A 20,659-nucleotide genomic window follows, 5' to 3' on the forward strand; every position below is an offset into this window, starting at 1 on the left:
TTTTATATAAAACTACTGCAATTTTTTTAATATAGTTTTTGCTTCATCAAAATTATAATTTCCTTCATCTAAAAGAATATTTTCTAACATTGGTATTGCTTTATTTTTTCTATCTTGTTTTAGATACACTAATGCTTTATACCAATACCCTTTTGATTGATCAACAGCATCAGAGCTTATTAAGCTATCAAAATAATAAACCGCTTCTTCATATTTATTTAATTCCAATGCAGAAAGTCCAGCATATATAAACAGAGATGGTAATGTTTGATCTTTATTTTCTATATAATTTTTAAACAAATTATAACTTTCTTGATATTTCTTTTGCTCGAACATTTTTTGTCCTTCTGCCAACTGATTTTCATCACTTCTACTCGTAAGCGATGGCAAATCTTTCCATTCGCTATATAAAACGTACAAATCCTGAGGTGAACTTTTAGAATTGAATGTATACAAAACTATAAATACTATAAAAGAAGCTGCCATCAATATAGAAACCCTTACTTTATTCTTAAACCAAGAAGAGCTATTATTTTTTTGATAAGCGTTCTTAGCTTTAATAATTGTATCTTTTAATTGTTTAGCCTCTTTACTTTTAAAATAAGATTCTACTTCGTTAACATCTTCTTTATCTGGAGTAAATGATTCATCAATCCAAGCAGATTCGTCAGTTAAAGCAAACAACTCTTGGTGTATCTTGAATTCGTGTAATAATTCAGGATTATTTTTTAATAATTCTTCAAAAAGTGCTTTTTCTTCTATAGAAAGTTCTTCTCTAAGATATGCATCGATTTGATCATGATATTTTTCTTGGTGGTTAGCGTCCATTATGATATCAATTTTTTAAATCGTTTATCGGATTTAACACTTTCTATAAGTTTAGCTTTACATTTAAAAACTCGTTGTCTAGCAACTGTTTCCGAAGAATATGATAATTGCTTAACGATTTCTGCGTAAGATACTTTTTTAAGAAATAAGGTTAATACCTGTCTGCAATTATCCGATAGTTTATCTAATTTCTCTTTAAAAAGCTCCCATCGTTCTTGTTCAAGTAAAGCATATGCCATATCCGATTCTTCACTTACCAGTTCCTTTACTTCTGTATTTGTTACCCGTTTTCTTTTATTTAATTCTCTGCGCCACAAATTTTTACATGCTGTAAATATATAAGCTTCAAAGGTAGAGGTAATAGTTTCTAATTCTCTACATCTAATTCTAGCAGAGATCTGCATTAAAACTTTCTGAAAAATATCTTCTGCATCTACTTCTTGTCCTTTATTACTAAGAACAAAACCTAAGACTTTAGGGAAAAAAGAGGTGTAAATTTCCGTTATCACTCTTTCATCTGAGTTCAGAATTCCTTGTATAAAATATTTATTTTCTGGCATTAATTTTGTGAAAATAATTTCGAAAATTGGGTAACAAAACTAGTTCTTCTGAAACTAACTAAAGAGGTTCTAATCATAAAACTTTATCAATTTTAAAGTTTTATCAATATCACACAATAAAAATCGCAATTTATGAGAAAAATCACAATTATTCTATTACTAGGGATTTTTACATTCTTTTCACAAAACTGTTCTTCTGATGAACACTCAAATTTTGAGGAAAACATAAAAATAAAGGAGAACTTTAATAGCAAAAATAACGGAGCTTCAAGCTCTGATAGTGTCTCATTAACAATTTGTCAGATCGCGTATATCTTTAATGATCCAAATATAACTCTTTCCGAAAAAGAGATCATAAGAAAGCGGTATCATACCAACCATTTTAGAATCTATGATTATACAATCATAAGTAATTATAAGGAAATATGGTCCGTTAATTGTCTTGATTATGAAACTTACAATGAAAATAATCCGAATTGTGACACTGATGGTTGTTATAGCTGTGCAATAGGTGGATGTGGGTCAAGCGACCCCGAAGAAGACGGGCCAGATGACCCATTTGAAATCATAAAAAATCTTCAACAGAATGAATAAAAACAGAATTCATTACCTATTAATTTTCTAAGATTGGGTAACAGATTATATTATTGTGAACTACCCTTTGAAAACTAATTAGCATAAGGTTTTCAAAATAAATAATTATCAATATTTTTAAATAAATTATCATCATGAAAAAAAACACAAATATTATTTTAATTTCATTTTTATTCTTTTTACTACAAGGGTGTTCTGTAGATGAACAAGAATTGATGGAAGAAAATTTAAAACTAACTGAGCAGGTTAATAACAAAAGTGTTCGCAGTGGTGATGAAGGGCCTATTCTTGAAGGATGTGAAATCGAGTATACATTTAGTGATCCTTTCTTAAGTCCCGCCCAGAAAGCTGCTATTAGAAACTCTTACGGCTTTTTTTATTCTTATACTGTAGTCGATCATGATACGGAAATATGGGTTGTTAATTGCGCTACATATCACAATTATGAGGATTTGAACCCTGGTTGTGATGGTAATGGTTGTTATGTGCAAACATCTGGTTGTCCAAGAGGTGGTTGCGGATCTACAGATCCTAAACCAGACGGACCTACAGATCCTTTTGGGAATCACAGATAACAACTAAATCAATAATTGGGAGAACAAGATATTGAATTATGGATTGTAAATTGCCTCGAGTTTGATGCTAACAATTCTCAAAATTCGGAATGTGATATTAATGGATGTTACGAAAAAACAGATTCAAGGTTACGGATCTTCGAATCCTCCATTAAATCGACCTAGCAATCCTTTTGAATAATCAGATCAAGTTCTTCATTAAAAATATTCCATAATCTAACTTAATAAGAGCGTTTAAAATGTTGAAAATTCATTGTAATAGAAAACACATCATTTTATTTGCTCTTATTCTTACTTTAATGGGTATTAATGCTCAAAATAGACCTTCGGATTCATATTATCAAATTGAGAATAATAAAACATATACCGACCTAGATAAAATAAAACATTTCCGTACTCTTCTCGAAAAACTTATTATTGATAAAAATGAGAAGCAATATGGACTTGATTTGACTGGTTTTTCGCGATGGTTATACCAAAATGAACATTATGAAGAGGGTATATTACAAACAAAAAAAGCAATTAATTTTTATAAGTCGTACAAACCATACAATAGTAAATTTCACCTTTACAACCTTAATCTTTTGGCTAGCTTTTATTCTGGAATCCAAGATTATACCAGTTCCAATAAAATTTTACTTAAAATCTTAAAAAATAATGAAACCAAAAATTGGCAAGGTAAAATTTATAGAAACATCGCAGAAAATTATCATGCAGAAGCAAATTATCATACTGCCACAAACTATTTTCTTAAAGCCTCAGTGGCATATCGTAAAGAAAAACGATACCGAAAACTATTCGACAATACGCTTTGGTTATCAAAAAATTATCAAAATATTTTAGATGACACTAGCACTAAAAAAGGTATTACGAGTATAAAAGAATTAGATACTTTAAAACCATATATAGAATATAACCTATATGATGAATATCTTATTAATGAAAGACTTGGAAATCTTTATAATTATGAAAGCTTATTTCATCCCTGTACAAGTTTACCCTATTACAAAAAAGCATTATCTATAGCCGAAGAGTTAAAACAAAATCGGAATATTTCTTTAATTAATAATAACATAGGTTATGTATATCGAGATATAGATAATGATTCTGCATTATTTTATTTTACAAAAGCACTTTCATATTCTCATAATGACAATATACTAAATGCTCAAAATCTATATTCATTAGGATTAGCATATCTAGATCAGGAAAAATATGACCTTGCATATAATTACTTAAATCTTTCTTTAAATAAATTAAAAATAGACCAAAAAATATCAAAAATTTCTGATGAAAACAGTATCAAATTAATTAACAACAACTTAGGTATCCAAGTTTTAAAAAACATGGCAATCACCAAAATCAAACAATTTGAAGTTAAAGATTCTAAAGAACTACTAAAGAAAACTTTTTTACATTTAAAGCAGGCAGATCAATTAATCGATCTTATAAAATTAAAGAGCACACATCAGGAGTCTAAATTGTTTTGGAGAGGATTAGCATCAGATATTTATATAAATCTGGTAAAAGTTTGTTATCTACTTAATGATACTAAATTGGCATATCACTACCTAGAAAAGAACAAGTCACTTTTATTATTAGAAGATCTAACAAAAGAGCGTTCTAAAACTTTTTTTAATATTCCTGATAACATTATAAGAAAAGAACTTTCTTATAAACAGAAAATGGCTAGCATCAAAAACAAATCACTTTCAAAAAATTACACGGATAAATCTCGTTCGCTTGAGCTTTTTGATATTAACAATCAATATAAATCCTTTATTGATTCTCTGCAATATAGCTATCCAAAATATTATCAAAACAAGGAGAAGGCTACTATTTTACCTTTTAAGGATGTAATCAAAAAAGCATCTAAAACAAATACATCCTTTGTTCATTACATTCTTAATGATCAATCAGGATATGGTTTAATTATTTCAAAAAACAAACAAGAACTATTTGAAATACAAAATATTCCATTACTTCAAAAAAATATAGGTAAATATAATTTACTTGTATCAAAACCTTTTTCTTCTAAAACTGAGCAAAAAGAATTTCTGAAGGTGAGTAAGGAATTATACAAAAACCTTTTCCCTAAAAAATTACTTAAAAAAGAAAGAAAGAAAATCATATTTATTCCTGACGACAATTTATTGAGTATTCCTTTTGAAGGATTACTACAAGAAAACAATAGATATTTAATTGAAGATTACGATATAAGTTATGCTTATTCTATATCTTTTCTTGAACAAAATAAGGACTTAAAAAGAGCTTATGAAAAAGAATTTTTAGGTTTTGCCCCTATTGATTATAATAATCTATCAACGCTAATTAATAGCTCTAAAGAAATAAACACAATTGCAACAAAGTTTAAGGGTGATATTTTGTTTCGAAAAGAGGCTTCTAATGAAAACTTAATCAATTCTTTATCCAGTTATAAAATCATTCATCTTTCTACACACGCAAATGCTAATGATTCTATTACTCCTTGGATCGCTACTAGTACCAAAAACATTACTTTAAATGACATTTATAGTACTAAAAACAATGCAGAACTTGTAACCTTAAGTGCTTGTAATACTTCTATAGGAAAATTACAAAAAGGAGAAGGAGTCATGAGTCTGGCTCGTGGTTTTTTTAATACCGGAGCGAATAGTGTAGTCTCTACTTTATGGAAAGCAGATGATCAATCCACTCAAAAAATAATTACCAACTTTTACACATATCTAAAAAAAGGAAAATCAAAACCTGAGGCTCTTAGACAAGCCAAACTTGAATATCTAAAAAATCATTCACTAAGTGAAACTTCTCCTTATTACTGGTCTTCACTTATTTTAATTGGAGATCCAGATCCTATGTATTCTTCAATAAACATCTGGTACATACTCATAGGAATCTTACTTTCTTCTCTATTCATATTTCTTTTTTACAAAAAAAAATAAAAATATTTTTTTTTCTGGGTAACAGAATTATTCTTCCTGAACTACTTCATATAAAGCAAAATATTGCAAATACACACTTGCTTTCGAAAAAGGGTTAGTTCCATGTTCAGAAACATTAATTTTTTAAAACAAACACGCTATGAAAAAAAGTTTATTACTTCTATTCTTATTATCTATTGCTATGAGCACCTATGCTCAAAGACCCTATTTATCTGGAGCATCAACAACTTGTGCGGTCACTCAAAAATATACAATCAACAATGTAGAATGTTTGATTAAAATCGAAAATGTTATTATATCCGGAAATGGATTCTATAGACCACATCCATTTGATGAATACTCTTTTTATGTAGATTGGATTAATCTTACTAATCAGGATTTGAACTCATTATTAACGGTAGAATATGAGTATTACCAACGAAATTTCGGTTCTTCTGGTGGAACAATTCATGGTAATCCGCTTTGCAGTTCTACACAAAAAGATAATAGTTTATTCAAGCAAATCATCATAAAAGGTGATCCTGTTGGAATCCCAAATCCGGTACAGAATGGACTATCTAGTTCGTTCCCTAAAAAGCACACATTCTCCACATCTGCATCCAATGCTTCAAAATATATCTGGAACATTCAAGGAGGTGCTATAATAGGCTGTAATACTTGTAGTTCTATACAAGTTCAAGCAAATCCTGGTGTATGCACTATTACAGGAACAGTTATAGCAGAAAACCCATGTGGTAGAAGATCCGATCCAGTAAGCTTTAACAAAACGATAACCAAACCTTCTTCGATAAGTAGTATTAGCGGACCAACATATGTGGGTGCTTATGGTGACTTCAAACTATATAGTGTTTCTTTAGAACCTAGTGCTACATCATACAAATGGTATTTTGCACCTGGATCCCAATTTTTGGGTTATTCTATTTCCAATAGCATATCTGTAGCTTGTAATACTAATAATACTACTGCAACTACTTTATATGTAGTGGCACAAAATTCCTGTGGGCAATCTTCCGTTAAGGCAAAAACTATAACTGGTGGTATTAATCCACCATATCGAAGCTTTGGAAAAACAACTGAAAAAAACTGGCAGAATATTACCTCTACTACTATTGTCCAGAATCTGGAAGCTCAAATCACTGCTTTGATACCTGATTATCAGAACATATTAACTGTTAATATTTTTGATCTTTCCGGTAAAATGGTAAAAACTTTTGCTCCAACAGGAGTCGAAAACAAGATCAATACTTCATCTTGGAAATCCGGAATATATGTACTCGTTTCTGTAAGTGGCTCTAAAAGAGAAAGTATCAAATTTCATTTAAAATAAAAATTTACAAAAAACTCATTCGCGAAGAGGAGACAGAAATCTCGAATGTCTATAAATGATCGAGAAATCATAACAATTAAATCAAATATTATGTTACAAAACATGTTAAAATTAGAAGGTGTAAACAAATTAAAAAAGAATGATCAAAAAAGGATTTTTGGGGGATTAAGTTTAGCCGGAGCTGATCAAACGTATAACTGCACTTGTAAAAATCAAAATGTTGATTGGACACAACAAGCAGGAAGTGCATCTGAGGCAGCTGAGTCTATTTCATCAAAATGTGATGATGGACAAGGTGCTTGTTGGTAATATTCCTTTAGCTATTCTTAATATAACTATATAGAAACAATCCTATTATTTATTGCTGATTCTCTAACCAAAGTCGAGAATCAGCAATAATTACATTCTAAAAACAATACAAAACCCTTAGCTTTGCAAAAAAATAACACCCTATGCACTTCATTCCAGAAGCATTAGATACATATGTAGTGAACCATACAGAAAAAGAACCTGAGTTATTGGAGCAATTAACTCGTGAGACCTACCAAAAAATATTGCAACCTCGTATGTTAAGTGGACCATACCAAGGTCGTGTATTAAGTATGCTCTCTAAGTTAATTAATCCGAAAAACATTTTAGAAATCGGAACTTATACAGGCTATTCGGCTTTATGTATAGCCGAAGGAATGCAAAAAGATGGAGAACTCCATACCATAGATATTAATGAAGAATTGGAAGATTTCCAACGAAAGTATTTTGATCTTTCACCTTATGGTCATCAAATACATCAACACATAGGTAATGCTACTGAGATTATTCCAAATTTAGCTATGAAATTTGATTTGGTCTTTATCGATGCAGATAAACCAAACTATCCTACTTATTTTGATATAATTATTGACAAAATGAATCCTGGAGGCGTTATTTTATCTGATAATGTTCTTTGGAGCGGTAAAGTTATTGAAGATGTAAAAAAAGATGATCTTTCTACAAAAGCTCTGTTAGCATATAATAAAATGTTAGTAGATGATAATCGTATCGAAACAGTATTATTACCTATTAGAGATGGATTAACAATTAGTAGAGTATTATAAAAAAAGTGGAATCTATAAAGACCCCACTTTTCAGATGTATTAGTAACTACAATTGCTAATTCATTAATTATTGCACTGCTTTTAGTGCGTCGATATTACCGTAACCAAATTTACTATTTCGATTAGGATAAAACTCTCCTGCTCTTTTTAACTTATCCAATACTTGCGCTCTAGACATATTAGGATTACGTGACCAAACTAATGCCGCAATACCAGCAGTCATAGCTGTTGCTACAGAAGATCCGCCAACATAAGATTGTGAACCATTATTAAATCCTAGTACTGGTACAGTTCTACTTGTGTTACTAGCTCTTTGCATAATAATAGTAAAATCAATTTTACTACCATCGTGACAAATATCACAACGATTATATCCATTATCTTTTAATCCTGTTACTGCAACAGTTTCACTCATACTTGCTGGAAATATAACACCATACCAATTGGTAAAAGTAGTAGATGTTCCTCCGGCTGCCATGATCATTTTACCTTTTCCGTACGCATACTTAACAGCATCTTTTACATTTCCTATAGACCAAGGATATCCTACTGACATCGAAATTATTTTAACATCACTTCTATTCCCTAATGCTTTTAATGCATTACTCACTCCTTTGCGTTCGTGATAATCGTTTAAAACAACATCTTCTGTTCCTCTATATGCTACCAAATTAGAATTGTATGCAACACCAACTGGCATAAAATCATTATTACGTGGTGAGGCAATGGCAGAAGCCATCTGAGTTCCGTGCCCACACTTATCGTTCGGACCATCAACATTATTAGACCACCACCAAGGAGAATCAATAAATGTTCCGAAACGTTGTACAGACCTTCCATTAGAAGCTCCATCATTAAAACCATTTCCTAAAAGATTTTGGTTAGCTGACAAGCCAGTATCTATAAGCCCAACAGTAATTCCTGCTCCAGTACTCAGACTCCAAGCATCATCAATATTATGATTTTTATAATTCCAAGGTAATCTCGCATTGGGAGAAATCACGCTATAATCAGCACTGTTAATAGATTGTCCACTTTGAGAACAACCTGCAGATTTTTGTTGTACTTCTTCCTGTAAATAAAACCCATAACCATTAGGTTCTAAATAACGAATATTATCCATTGCAAGTAACTCTTCAATTGTTTCCAATTTGGTTACTTTTAAATCTAAAACATTCAATAAATCATCTTCTGTAATTTGAAAATTAGAACGTTTTTCTCCTTCACTCTTCTGAACAGCAACATAAATATCTTCTACAATAGTATTTAATCTAGACGATCGTTCTGTCCCTTCAATAAAACTTTCTCCTTTTTCTCCGAAACCAATTGTTAATACTTCACCTCCATGCATCACTGCACTATATAACATATGTGCTGATGCATCATTAGCCCAATCCAAATCACCATTTTGCTTAAGCTGTGTCTCAATAAAGGAGTTAATCTCTTCGATGGATAGAATTTTCTGAGAATCCAGATTCTCTTCAATAATTTCTTCAGGATTATTTTTTGAACAAGATACAACAAGGAATAACCCTAAAATTAGAGGAATAATTTTTTTCATTTTAGTATAAGATTAATGAGTTTGTGTGTTAATGACTTTTAAGATCTTTATTTCCTTAAAAACATTAAATAATTATCATTTAGTTAATTTCTGTACTAATTTATTAAATAAAATTTAAATATTGACACATTATATTGAAAGAATCTTAAAAATAATTACGTTCCTATGCTTGCATAAGACTAAAAACTGGTTCTAAATACCAATGTTTATAAGGGTTTTACAGAAAAATACTACAGAATGAAGTAACCTTAAAAAACAAAGGATTTTTTTAAAGTTAGTTATAAAAAAGGAAGGTTTTTTATTGAAATACTAAAAAAAGGTATCGTAAAATTAAAATTTACGTTTTACTGGACCAGTAACATCTTCGATATCACTTTTAACTTGATTAATTTCTTTCTTGATATCAGATGTTATAGAAGAAGGAATATCTGTATCGATTCCATGCTTTTCTGCACTTTTGGTAATTTCTGATTTGATATCATTAGTAGCATCCTTTACTATACGCATACCTTTACCTAAACCCCTTGCTATTTCAGGTATCTTATCTGCCCCAAAAACCATAACCAAAATAAATACTATAAAGGCAATTTCTGTTCCGCTTATAAATAAAGGTAATCCTATCATATTAGTGCAAATATAGCTACAATAATGTACACAAAAAAGCCGTTCGTGATCACGAACGGCTTTAATCTATAATTTAAAGGTTTTTTAACTATTGTCCTTTTACCTTATTTTTAAACTTATCAAACTTTCCTAATTTTTTATTCTTAGGCCAGCTATTATTCGAAGTATCAATATCCGCAGTTTCTTGATTAGGATCTACAACAATTTTAGAAATCGCTTTTTCTGAAGCGATCGCTCTTTTAACTGAAGCATCATTTTTTCTCCAAATCTCTGCTGGATACGTTATAGTCTCTGTAGTACCATCTTCATAAGTATACTCTACTATTAACGGCATCACTAAACCACCTGGTTTTTCAAAAGTAACTTCATAAAAATATTTTGGCTCTTTAAGAACTTCTCTTTCTTCTACAGAAAAATTATCAATCAAATATTCTTTTAAAGTCTTAGCATTATCAATGATATTACCGTTCTTTTTGATTTTTTCATATTCCTCACTACCTTCTTCTACCATAAATACTAATGGCCCAAAATCTTCAATTTTAGCTCCTCGTGCAGCTGCAAAATCCTTTGTTCTTTGATTTGGTTCTTTAGAAACAACATATTTCTTAACATCTTTAACACCAATATCTGTGTAATCTGTAGTATAGAACCATCCTCTCCAGAACCAATCTAAATCTACAGCAGATGCATCTTCCATAGTTCTAAAGAAATCTTCTGGTGTTGGGTGCTTAAACATCCATCTTTGTGAATATGTTCTAAAAGAGTAATCAAAAAGATCTCTACCCATAACAGTTTCTCTAAGAATATTTAGTCCAGTAGCAGGTTTAGAATATGCATTAGAACCAAACTGGTAAATATTATTAGACTGGGACATAATAGGAGAAATAAAACTCTGATCTCCGCTCATGTAAGGAACTATTTTAGCTGCAGGACCTCTTCTAGAAGGATATTTTTTAAGTGGTGCTATTGCATCTGGATACCATTCTCCAAAATCTTGTTCTGCAACATACTGAACAAAAGTATTAAGACCTTCATCCATCCAAGTCCATTGACGCTCATCACTATTTACAATCATTGGAAAAAAGTTGTGTCCAACCTCGTGTATTATAACACTCATCATTCCGAATTTAGTACGATCATTGAACTTTCCTTCTTTATCAGGTCTTCCATAATTCCAACAAATCATAGGATACTCCATCCCTTGATTCTTAGCGTGTACAGAAATGGCTTTGTGATATGGATAATCAAAAGTCATTCTACTATATGATTTTAATGTACTTGCTACTGCTTTAGTTGACCAATCTTCCCATAAAGGATTCCCTTCTTTAGGATACATGGAAACTGCCATTACATCTTTACCTCCAATTTTTACCGCCATCATATCCCAAATAAATCTTCTAGAAGTAGCAAACCCAAAATCTCTCACATTTTTTGCACTAAGTTTCCAAGTTTTTTTACTTTCAGAAAATGTTTTTTCTTTAGCCTCTGCTTCTTTCTGAGTTACAATAAGAACTGGTTTATCGTATGATTTCTTAGCCTTTTCATAGCGACTAATCATTTCTTTAGTAAATACCTCTTTTCTATTTACCAAAACTCCTGTCGCATCTAAAATATGATCCGCTGGTACCGTAATATTAACATCAAAATCTCCAAAAGGAAGTGCAAACTCTCCTCTTCCCCAGAATTGGTGATTCTGCCATCCTTCTACATCATTATACACTGCCATTCTAGGATAAAACTGTGCGATAACATACGCTCTATTTCCATCTTCGAATTCTTCATAACCCGATCTTCCTCTTCCATTAACGTGATCGTTAATGTTATACCACCAATCTATAGAAAACACAAATTTACTACCGGATGCTAAATCTTTAGGCATCTCTACACGCATCATTGTTCCATTAATAGTATATTCTAAAGGTTTACCCGAAGTATCTTTAACAGCCGTGATATTAAATCCTCCATCAAAAGACTCTCCTAAATATTTACCTACAAATCTATTTGCCTGAACAGCTGCATCAACCCCAGTTGGTTGAATTAATGGTGTTTTTGATTTTCTGGATCGCATATTCTGATCTAATTGTACCCAAAGAAATTCTAAATTATCAGGAGAATTATTAGTATACGTAATAGTTTCTTTACCCGTAAGTTTTTTGTTTTTATCATCAAGCTCAATGTCCATTTTATAATCTGCTTGTTGTTGGTAATAAGCAGAACCTGGAGCTCCAGAAGCAGTTCGATACATATTTGGTGTAGCAAATTCATCATACATTTGCTTAAACTTATTCTGATTTGTATGCCCCAATTCACGAGTTTCCTCGCTGTTTTTTTCATTTTGAGCGTACAATCCTAAACCAGAAACAAAGAACGTCACCGTTAGTATAAAAAGTGTTTTTTTCATTAGAGTGTAATTGTGTTAAGTAATAAATTGCAAAATAGTTGTTTTTTAAAAGTTTACTGATTTATTCACTAAACTTTAACATGCCTTGATCTTTTTCTTTTTCGAGTATAAGGCTTTTACGTTTTTTTTGTTTTTTAACGTGTATAATATTCTGCTGATCATCAAAAAAGTCCATTAAAACTTGATTAGAAACAACTATTGTTCTTAAAGATTCAATATTTTTTACCTCCAGATAACACAACACTAAATCATTGTCATATTCTTTTCCTATAAAATCAAAAAAGACTTCCTCTCCGTTTACCGTAATTGACAGCTTTTGTTTTAGATATGTAGTCAGATATTGATCTACCTTTTCTTCTTGTTTATCAGAAACTAACTCTATAGTCTCATCATATCTTTTCTTAAGAACTTCTTCAATATCATCGATAAAAATCCTAGAAATAATCTGCAAAGATTTTTGTTCTTCTATATATTCTATTTGTGTTACACTAACATAGAATTTATGTAAGACGGTAAATGAACTCAATGAGACCAGAAATACCGATAAAATAATTAATAATTTCTTCAATTTCAAATAATTTATAGGATGGTAAATGTACTATTTTGACATAAAATATTATGCCAAAAATGTTTTATTAAATAAAAAGAAAATTATTCATCAATTTCTTTAAACTCTTTATAGGACTTTGATTTAACCTGAAAAAACTCTAATAATGATAATTTTTTAGTGTTTTCTAATAAGTTTTCAAAATAACTATCTTCTGCGCAATAATACATGAAATCAGAGATTAGATCTTCTGGCAGTCCTAAATCATTTGTGAAAAATGTAACACTGAATGAGGTTTCGCCTCTATGAATTAGTTTATCTAAATCTTGAATAGCTTTTATTTTTTTTAATTTTTTCAGTGTTCCATTTAGATAATTAATCGGTCGATCTATAATTCCGGATTTTGCAGTATAGATTCTTCTTTCTACTTGGGTAGGTTGTTTTATATCTCTGAAAGGAAGTCCTAGACTTTTATTGTTTACAAAAGGTTTAACTTCGATATCCTTCGTGTCTTTATCAATATTTCCTGAAAGATTAACATCACTAACATTTACCTGATCTAATTTTCTAACAACAGGAGTTAGTTTTATTCGAAAATCTTGGTTATTTATATCAAAATCTCCTACAATAAGAGAAACTATTTCATATTGGACAGAAGAAAAAATAATGGAATCATTAATTGATGCAGGAATTTCAAAATAACCTTTGTCATCATTGGTAGTTCCTATCTTCTTAGTATAGTTTACAATATTTATGGCAAATCCCTCTAATGAATCAGCAACGATAATTCCCTTTAGTCTTTGAGATTGTCCAAAGCTATTTACTAAAACAAAAAGAAATATGAAGATGGGTAAAATTTTGGTCATATAATGAATTAGTTTTATGACCAGATTCAATCTATTTTCTTACAGATAAACTTGAAAATTCCGTCATACTAATTCAAAAGACGAAAAATCATAAAAAATGTTGCGATTATATCAATACTATTTACGATCCTTATAAACTTTACTTTGAGAAACTAAAAATTCAAGAAGATTTAACTCGTTCCCTTCCTCCAGATATGATTTATTTAATCCATTTTCTTCTGCAAAGAAGATAAAGTCATTAATCTGGTCCATTTCTAAAGCTAAATTTGTTTTAAAAAACTCATCATTGTACATTTTTCTAACCTTAACATCTATATCCGCCGGAACCTTATCCTCATTTTTATCTTTATTCTTAAAAACTATCTTAAAAAGATTCACAAAGTTTAGTCCATAAATCATCCTATCTTCTAAAAAGACTTTGTTTTCTAACTCAGATAATTCATCAGCTGTCCAATCATAATCCGTATCATTAATCCTATCCGAGGTAAGTCTAGCGACATCATCTAATCCGCTCTCTGAAACATCAATTTTTTTAACGTCAATAGAAACATTACCTAACAGATCGTATGGAGTAACAATAACTTCATCTAGCAGATTAACAGATTCATTCAAAAAAATGTTCAACCTCCTATTATTTAATACACCCTTATCAATTAATACTACAAACTTTTGATATTGCATCGCTATTACCTCTATTTTATCATTGGTACCAACACTTATCCTAAAATTACCTTTATCATCTGTAATAGTCCCCTTTTTAGTAGTCAAGTTATAGACAACAACGCCCTCGACATCATCACCAATCGGGGCACTTACTCGACCATCAATCATAACTCTAGATGTTATCTGAGCAAAAGAAAAACTAATTGTAAAACATATAAAGAGTAGGGATAATTTCATTTTCATAGTTAGCTGGGTTAAATTTGTATGTATTGAAGATACTATATTTTTTCAATATGTTTTGAAGATTTCTCTATAAGAAAACGTTAAACTACCTTTACTAAAAACAATTATATGCAAAACTGTGTCATTGCGAGTACATCTACAATACATGGAAGTGGTCCGTTAGAATATTTATTTGATACTTTAATTGAACTTTACAAAGATTCTGAACAAATTTTATTTATACCCTATGCACGTCCAGGAGGAATCTCTCTAGATGAATATACAATAGGAGTTAATAATATTTTTAAGAAAATAAATAAAAGAATACTTGGGATTCACATGTTTTCTAATATAGCGGAAGCGTTCGAAAATACACAAGGAGTTTTTACTGGTGGGGGAAATACATTCTTACTTGTTGATCAACTATATAGAAACCACGTACTAGAACCTCTTAAGCAAGCAATCGACACAGGTGTTCCTTATCTGGGCACCAGTGCCGGAAGTAATATCTGTGGACTTACCATGCAGACAACAAATGATATGCCCATTGTACACCCTCCAAGTCTTAAAACTCTAGGGATTATTCCTTTTAACATAAATGCACATTATTTAGACCCTGATCCAAACTCTACACATAAAGGAGAAACTAGAGAAACCCGTATTAAAGAATTTCATAAATTAAATCCGCAACCTGTAGTTGGACTTAGAGAAGGAAGTTGGTTAAGAATTCGAGAAAATGATATTCAATTAAAGGGAGAACTCTCTGCTAGAGTTTTTGAACAAAATAAAACTCCCTATGAAATAAAACCAGACAACTCTTTATTAGGATTAAATTAAACTTTGTATGCAGTACCAAAAAATTCTTGACACCATCCAAGAAGAATTATCGAATAAACAAAATAATGGTAAAGTTGCCTCCTATATTCCTGAATTAGCTAAAGTGGATCCAAATAAATTTGGAATGCACTTATATTGTATTAACTCTGGTCATTATGGTTTTGGAAATGAACAAGAACAATTTTCTATTCAAAGTATATCTAAGGTATTTTCTTTAACACTAGCGATGTCTTTATTAGACGATGAGTTGTTTGAACGAGTAGATGTGGAACCTTCTGGAGATCCTTTTAATTCTTTAGTACAATTAGAGTACGAAAACGGAATACCCAGAAACCCTTTAATTAATTCGGGTGCTCTTGTTATTGCTGATGTTTTAGTTTCGACGCTAGAAAATCCCAAGAAACAGCTTTTAGAATTTATTCATGAAATCGCGGGGAATGTAACTATTGATGTTAACTCAAAAGTTTTTAATTCTGAAATGAAATATAGTCATAGAAATGCTTCTCTACTGCATTTGATGAAATCTTTTGGTAATATCAAAAACGACATAGAAACTGTATTAGATTTATATATTTACCAATGTTCTATAGCTATGTCTTGTAAAGAATTAGCAACCGCTTTTATGGTTTATGCAAATTCTGGAAGGACTCTATTTGGTGAAAAACAAGTTATCTCTGAAAGAAAAACAAAACGTATTAATGCTATTATGCAAACTTGCGGTTTTTATGATGAAGCAGGAGAGTTTAGTTTTAGAGTAGGTTTACCTGGTAAAAGTGGAGTTGGAGGTGGAATTGCGGCTATTCATCCAGGTCAATATGCCGTTACAACTTGGAGCCCTCCATTAAATCCTAAAGGAAATTCTGAATTAGGAATGTATGCATTAGAAAGATTAACTACTTTGACTGGGTTTTCTATTTTTTAAGAGTTTTTTTTAAATTTTCTTCTGAAACACCTGTAGTTTGTATTGAAGTATTTAGTTTCCTTTTAAAATAATTACATAAATGGACGAATAAAATCACCAATACGAAATAGACAAATAGCGAGTTATAGGTTGTACCTCTACCCGAATGTACCATGATCGAAGTAGCCGATAAAGGAAGTGAAACAATAATAAGCTTGATCCAATCCCAATCTTTTCGCTTAATCAAAAAATAAATTAAAGGAAATAACAACAAACCTGCATATGGTATAGGTATAGTCGCAGTCAGTGTTCTAAACACCCTTTTCACAATAATAGTTGTATACCACAAGGGGTCATTTTTAATATCAGTCAACACTTTTTCCTTTACGACCTCTTCGTAATTTGGTAATTCTTCAGGTTTTTTATAATATAGTTTTGCATCATCGTAATAATCATCTGTCTGATATTTACCAGAATAGCGAATATTCATATTATACTTCTTATTCAAAATAGGTATCGCATAATTATATGCTATGATATCATTCCACTCGTATCCATATTTGGTGTCAAAATCTCCTAGTCCGCAAAACATAGGATGCCAAAAATTATGACCACTAATTTTGGCACCATTATATACATGACCTTTATTTAGACTAACAAAATGGCTAGTTTTTTCGAATTTTAGATTGAAATGATTTCTAATATATTTTTTACTAGAATTAAAAAAGAAAACTACCGTTATGACCAAGACTATTCTAGGAACGATCTTAATATTCTTTGATAAGAGATAAATCAATAATAAAGAAACAATAACTATCGAGATTTCATTTCTGAACTCACTAAAAAACCCAAGTATTACTCCTGATATTATTGCAATAAAACCGAGTCTAAAATAATCTATAGATTTTAAAAATAACACATGTATGTTTAGACCTATAATCATAAAAAATACTGACGCCATTAATCCAAAAATATTCTCATTAGAATATACTTCAAAAAGAAAAAAGGGTGTACAATTGATTAAAAAACATAAAAGGAAACCAAACAAAGGTTTTTTTATTTTCCAAAACCCAAAAAAGAGCAATAGCAACCCAATAGTAAATATAAGTCCATTAAATAATTTTATAGATGGATTTTCTGGAGACCCTTTAAGATAAGCATTGGGCAAATATGCCAAAATCCGGGCGCTTTCACCGAGTCTAGACCAATGCCTATACTCCATAATTAAGTCTTTACCTCTATTAGTTATTTCTTTATTTGCACCTTCTTCTGAGTATTCTAAATCCTTATTTAAGGTAGCCAAAGGAAAATGATCAGTGTAAAAATAAAAATAAGCAAATTTATATGCTTTATCCGATGAGAAACCAGAAGCATCTCTTCTGGCTTGAATCGACGAATAATCACTATAATTAGACTTAATATACAGCCCAGTATTAAATAAAACAATAGACAATAATATTATCTTAAGCCCTTTTTTACTTTTCAAAAACAGCTCGAAACGATTAATTGTATTCATCAATGAATTCATATTAATCATTTTTTTGTTTAATAATATAAATAGGTCTCTTACGCATTTCTTGTATTAATTTCTCAAAATAAAGTGACAAGATAGAAAGCGTAACAAATAAAATAGAAAATGAAGCAGACATAAAAATGATTATAGTGTTATATCCAGACGGAGCTGTAGTTCCATTTAAATATGTATACAAAGTATATACTATCATGCCGATAGTGAATAAAATAAAAATAATCGATAAAAAAATACTAATTCTTAATGGCTTATTAGAAAAAGAAAATATTGCATTAAACGCCAACTTAAGTAACATAATATAAGAATAGTTGCTCTCTCCATATTTTCTCGCAGGTGCGTTGAACGATAATTTACTTTTAGAAAAACCTAATGATTGTATAAACCCACGTATAAATCTATTACGATCCCTGAAATTAGAGGCAAGTATAACTTTAATACGATTAGAAATTAAAAAGAAATCAGTAGAATTTTCTTCAAATTTAATAGCCGACAAATAATTTATTACCTTATAAAATATTTTTGAAAACTTCTTCTTAAAATATCCATTATCTTCACGCTGTGAACGCTGCATTAATACAATATCGTTTCCACTGTTATATGCTTCAATCATTTTAGGTATCTCTTCAGGAGGATGTTGCCCATCAGAATCAATACAAATAATTGCATCACCAGATGCATTATCAATCCCGGCTATCATAGCAGATTCATGTCCAAAATTTTTAGAAAATTCAATGCTAATATTTTTAATATTATTCAATGATTTTTCTTTTCTTATTTCATCAATTAACCTCTGCGTTCCATCCGTACTTCCATCATTTACCCATATTAGTTCAAAACTTCTTTTAGGCATGGAAATCAATACGCTCTCCAACGAATTCCAAAAATGAATCACACTCTCCTCTTCATTAAACAATGATATTACTATTGAGATATTTTGTTTGTTCATTTTTGGTTATTGAAATTTGACATTATTCAAAACAAGAAATCTAAATTACTTTCTTTACAAAAGGGTGATAATCTCCTTTTAGAGAAACAATTTCAGCATTTCTAATATCGTGGACAATTTGTATTGAGGTTTTAGCATCCAAAAGCCCATAACCATTACCTTCTAATATACTCTCATAACTACGTGTATGTAACTCTGTAAACCCTGTACTAAACTCTATTTCTTTATTATCAATGGTAATTGAACGGTATGTTCTTTTCCCTTGTGCTTTTATATCTTCGGGAATATTGTCGTAATTAATAGACAAAAACCAACGAACTCTAGCTTTTTCGAATTCTAAAAATCCAGAAGCACTATCATCTGTTAATAAATGAACTTTGTTTCCTTTAACCTTTCCAAAAACCCAAGATAACATATCGTAAAAATGAACTCCAATATTTGTTGCTATTCCTCCAGATTTAGAAACATCTCCTTTCCAAGAAGCGTGATACCAATTACCTCGAGAAGTTAAGTAGGTTAAGTCGAAATCATAAATTTTGTCTTTAGGACCATTATCTACCTTCTCCTTTAATGCTATAATACTTGGATGCAATCTCAATTGTAAAATAGTATTTACTTTCCCTTCAGATTCTTTTTCAATTTCAACCAATGTATCAATGTTCCAAGGATTAAGAACCAATGGTTTCTCACATATTGCACTAGCTCCTCTTCTTAATGCCATTCTAATATGAGAATCATGCAAATAATTTGGTGTACAAATACTAACATAGTCAAGTTGAATATTTCTTCTTCTCTTTAATTTCTCTATATGTCTATCAAAACGTTCAAATTCCACGAAAAAATGTGATTGAGGGAAATAACTATCAATAACACCAACACTATCAAATTTATCCAATGCAGCTATCAAATTATTCTCTGTATCCTTAATTGCTTTTAAGTGCCTTGGAGCTATATAACCCCCAACACCCATAATTGCAAAGTTCTTATTTTTCATCTATTAAATTTTAAAAACATTTCCTGAGATAAGTTCATATTTCTCTTTACTTTCTGGACAGATAGCTATGTCATCAGTATCAAAATCAAGCCTATGTCCATATTCGCTCATCCACCCTATTTGCTTAGCAGGATTCCCAACAACCAGGGCATACGGTTTCACTTCTTTTGTAACAACAGTACCAGCACCTATAAATGCATACATACCAATATTATTACCGCAAACGATAGTAGCATTAGCTCCGATAGTAGCTCCTTTACCTACATGAGTTTTGGCGTATTCCTTTTTTCTATCTATAGCACTTCTAGGATTTGTAACATTAGTAAAAACACAAGAAGGTCCCAAAAAAACATTATCATCGCAAACAACTCCGGTGTACAAAGAAACATTATTTTGAACTTTCACATTATCTCCCAAAATTACTTTCGGTGAAATCACAACATTTTGTCCTATGTTACATTTTCTACCTATTACGGAATTAGGCATAATATGAGAAAAGTGCCATATTTTACTACCTTCTCCAATAAAACATCCATCATCAACCACTGACGTTTCATGAGCAAAATAATTCTTATCCATTTAATTAATTTATTTCTATAGGAAACCTTGTTATTGTTACTATACAGAATATGTGTCTCCCAAATAT

Annotated in this window: 20 protein-coding genes; 8 read left to right on the plus strand and 12 right to left on the minus strand. The window is 30.6% G+C overall.

The window, feature by feature from the left end:
- Positions 1-12: 12 nt before the first annotated feature.
- Together NMK29_RS15410 and NMK29_RS15415 are read right to left on the minus strand one after the other, a co-directional pair.
- Positions 13-828: a CDC27 family protein gene (locus tag NMK29_RS15410; protein WP_108802353.1), complete on the minus strand. Its 816-nt coding sequence runs from the start codon at positions 826-828 to the stop codon at positions 13-15.
- Positions 828-1,388, minus strand: coding sequence for an RNA polymerase sigma factor (locus NMK29_RS15415; protein ID WP_108802352.1), 561 nt, complete (start codon positions 1,386-1,388; stop codon positions 828-830). Before NMK29_RS15415 ends, NMK29_RS15410 begins: the two co-directional genes overlap by 1 nt.
- A gap of 132 nt (positions 1,389-1,520) precedes the next feature.
- Between NMK29_RS15415 and NMK29_RS15420 the strand changes: the two genes are divergently transcribed.
- The 6 genes from NMK29_RS15420 to NMK29_RS15445 all read left to right on the plus strand — a co-directional run bounded on the left by NMK29_RS15420 (position 1,521) and on the right by NMK29_RS15445 (position 7,920).
- On the plus strand, positions 1,521-1,982 hold the full coding sequence (locus NMK29_RS15420; protein ID WP_108802351.1) for a hypothetical protein: 462 nt from the start codon (positions 1,521-1,523) through the stop codon (positions 1,980-1,982).
- 134 nt (positions 1,983-2,116) lie between these two features.
- A complete protein-coding gene (locus NMK29_RS15425) occupies positions 2,117-2,557 on the plus strand; it encodes a hypothetical protein (protein ID WP_108802350.1) in 441 nt (146 codons plus the stop codon).
- A 239-nt stretch (positions 2,558-2,796) separates the two neighbouring features.
- Positions 2,797-5,499 carry a CHAT domain-containing protein gene (locus NMK29_RS15430; protein WP_108802349.1) on the plus strand — a complete coding sequence of 901 codons (2,703 nt, stop codon included), beginning with the start codon at positions 2,797-2,799 and terminating at the stop codon, positions 5,497-5,499.
- A 139-nt stretch (positions 5,500-5,638) separates the two neighbouring features.
- Positions 5,639-6,826: a T9SS type A sorting domain-containing protein gene (locus tag NMK29_RS15435; RefSeq protein ID WP_108802348.1), complete on the plus strand. Its 1,188-nt coding sequence runs from the start codon at positions 5,639-5,641 to the stop codon at positions 6,824-6,826.
- 90 nt (positions 6,827-6,916) lie between these two features.
- Positions 6,917-7,135 (plus strand): hypothetical protein, encoded by a 219-nt coding sequence (locus NMK29_RS15440; RefSeq protein ID WP_159092129.1) that lies wholly within the window; start codon positions 6,917-6,919, stop codon positions 7,133-7,135.
- A gap of 143 nt (positions 7,136-7,278) precedes the next feature.
- Positions 7,279-7,920, plus strand: a complete 642-nt coding sequence (locus tag NMK29_RS15445) for an O-methyltransferase (RefSeq protein ID WP_108802346.1) — start codon at positions 7,279-7,281, stop codon at positions 7,918-7,920.
- Positions 7,921-7,987: 67 nt separating this feature from the next.
- On the opposite strand, the gene NMK29_RS15450 is transcribed toward NMK29_RS15445, so the two are convergent.
- The 6 genes from NMK29_RS15450 to NMK29_RS15475 form a co-directional block, all read right to left on the minus strand.
- Positions 7,988-9,481 carry a S8/S53 family peptidase gene (locus NMK29_RS15450; RefSeq protein ID WP_108802345.1) on the minus strand — a complete coding sequence of 498 codons (1,494 nt, stop codon included), beginning with the start codon at positions 9,479-9,481 and terminating at the stop codon, positions 7,988-7,990.
- 330 nt (positions 9,482-9,811) lie between these two features.
- Positions 9,812-10,105 carry a twin-arginine translocase TatA/TatE family subunit gene (locus NMK29_RS15455; protein ID WP_108802344.1) on the minus strand — a complete coding sequence of 98 codons (294 nt, stop codon included), beginning with the start codon at positions 10,103-10,105 and terminating at the stop codon, positions 9,812-9,814.
- A gap of 88 nt (positions 10,106-10,193) precedes the next feature.
- Positions 10,194-12,506, minus strand: coding sequence for a M1 family metallopeptidase (locus NMK29_RS15460; protein WP_108802343.1), 2,313 nt, complete (start codon positions 12,504-12,506; stop codon positions 10,194-10,196).
- 61 nt (positions 12,507-12,567) lie between these two features.
- Positions 12,568-13,074 carry a DUF6702 family protein gene (locus NMK29_RS15465; RefSeq protein WP_108802342.1) on the minus strand — a complete coding sequence of 169 codons (507 nt, stop codon included), beginning with the start codon at positions 13,072-13,074 and terminating at the stop codon, positions 12,568-12,570.
- 83 nt (positions 13,075-13,157) lie between these two features.
- Positions 13,158-13,919, minus strand: coding sequence for a hypothetical protein (locus NMK29_RS15470; protein WP_108802341.1), 762 nt, complete (start codon positions 13,917-13,919; stop codon positions 13,158-13,160).
- Between the two features lie 117 nt (positions 13,920-14,036).
- Positions 14,037-14,825, minus strand: a complete 789-nt coding sequence (locus NMK29_RS15475) for a carboxypeptidase-like regulatory domain-containing protein (RefSeq protein ID WP_108802340.1) — start codon at positions 14,823-14,825, stop codon at positions 14,037-14,039.
- A 108-nt stretch (positions 14,826-14,933) separates the two neighbouring features.
- Between NMK29_RS15475 and pepE the strand changes: the two genes are divergently transcribed.
- Positions 14,934-15,641, plus strand: coding sequence for a dipeptidase PepE (gene pepE, locus NMK29_RS15480; RefSeq protein ID WP_108802339.1), 708 nt, complete (start codon positions 14,934-14,936; stop codon positions 15,639-15,641).
- A gap of 7 nt (positions 15,642-15,648) precedes the next feature.
- Positions 15,649-16,563, plus strand: a complete 915-nt coding sequence (locus NMK29_RS15485; RefSeq protein WP_108802338.1) for a glutaminase — start codon at positions 15,649-15,651, stop codon at positions 16,561-16,563.
- Here the strand turns inward: NMK29_RS15485 and NMK29_RS15490 are convergent.
- The 4 genes from NMK29_RS15490 to NMK29_RS15505 are packed head-to-tail and all read right to left on the minus strand — an operon-like array spanning position 16,553 to position 20,592.
- Positions 16,553-18,070, minus strand: coding sequence for a hypothetical protein (locus NMK29_RS15490; protein WP_159092128.1), 1,518 nt, complete (start codon positions 18,068-18,070; stop codon positions 16,553-16,555). The two genes, NMK29_RS15485 and NMK29_RS15490, sit on opposite strands and share 11 nt — an antisense overlap.
- Before the next feature lies 1 nt (position 18,071).
- Positions 18,072-19,019, minus strand: coding sequence for a glycosyltransferase family 2 protein (locus tag NMK29_RS15495; RefSeq protein WP_108802336.1), 948 nt, complete (start codon positions 19,017-19,019; stop codon positions 18,072-18,074).
- A gap of 40 nt (positions 19,020-19,059) precedes the next feature.
- The gene (locus NMK29_RS15500; RefSeq protein ID WP_108802335.1) at positions 19,060-20,013 is read right to left on the minus strand and encodes a Gfo/Idh/MocA family protein; all 954 of its coding nucleotides are present in this window, start codon (positions 20,011-20,013) and stop codon (positions 19,060-19,062) included.
- Between the two features lie 3 nt (positions 20,014-20,016).
- Positions 20,017-20,592, minus strand: coding sequence for an acyltransferase (locus NMK29_RS15505; protein WP_108802334.1), 576 nt, complete (start codon positions 20,590-20,592; stop codon positions 20,017-20,019).
- Positions 20,593-20,659 lie beyond the last annotated feature (67 nt).

Source organism: Aquimarina sp. Aq107 (assembly GCF_943733665.1).
In the GTDB taxonomy this organism is placed as follows: domain Bacteria; phylum Bacteroidota; class Bacteroidia; order Flavobacteriales; family Flavobacteriaceae; genus Aquimarina.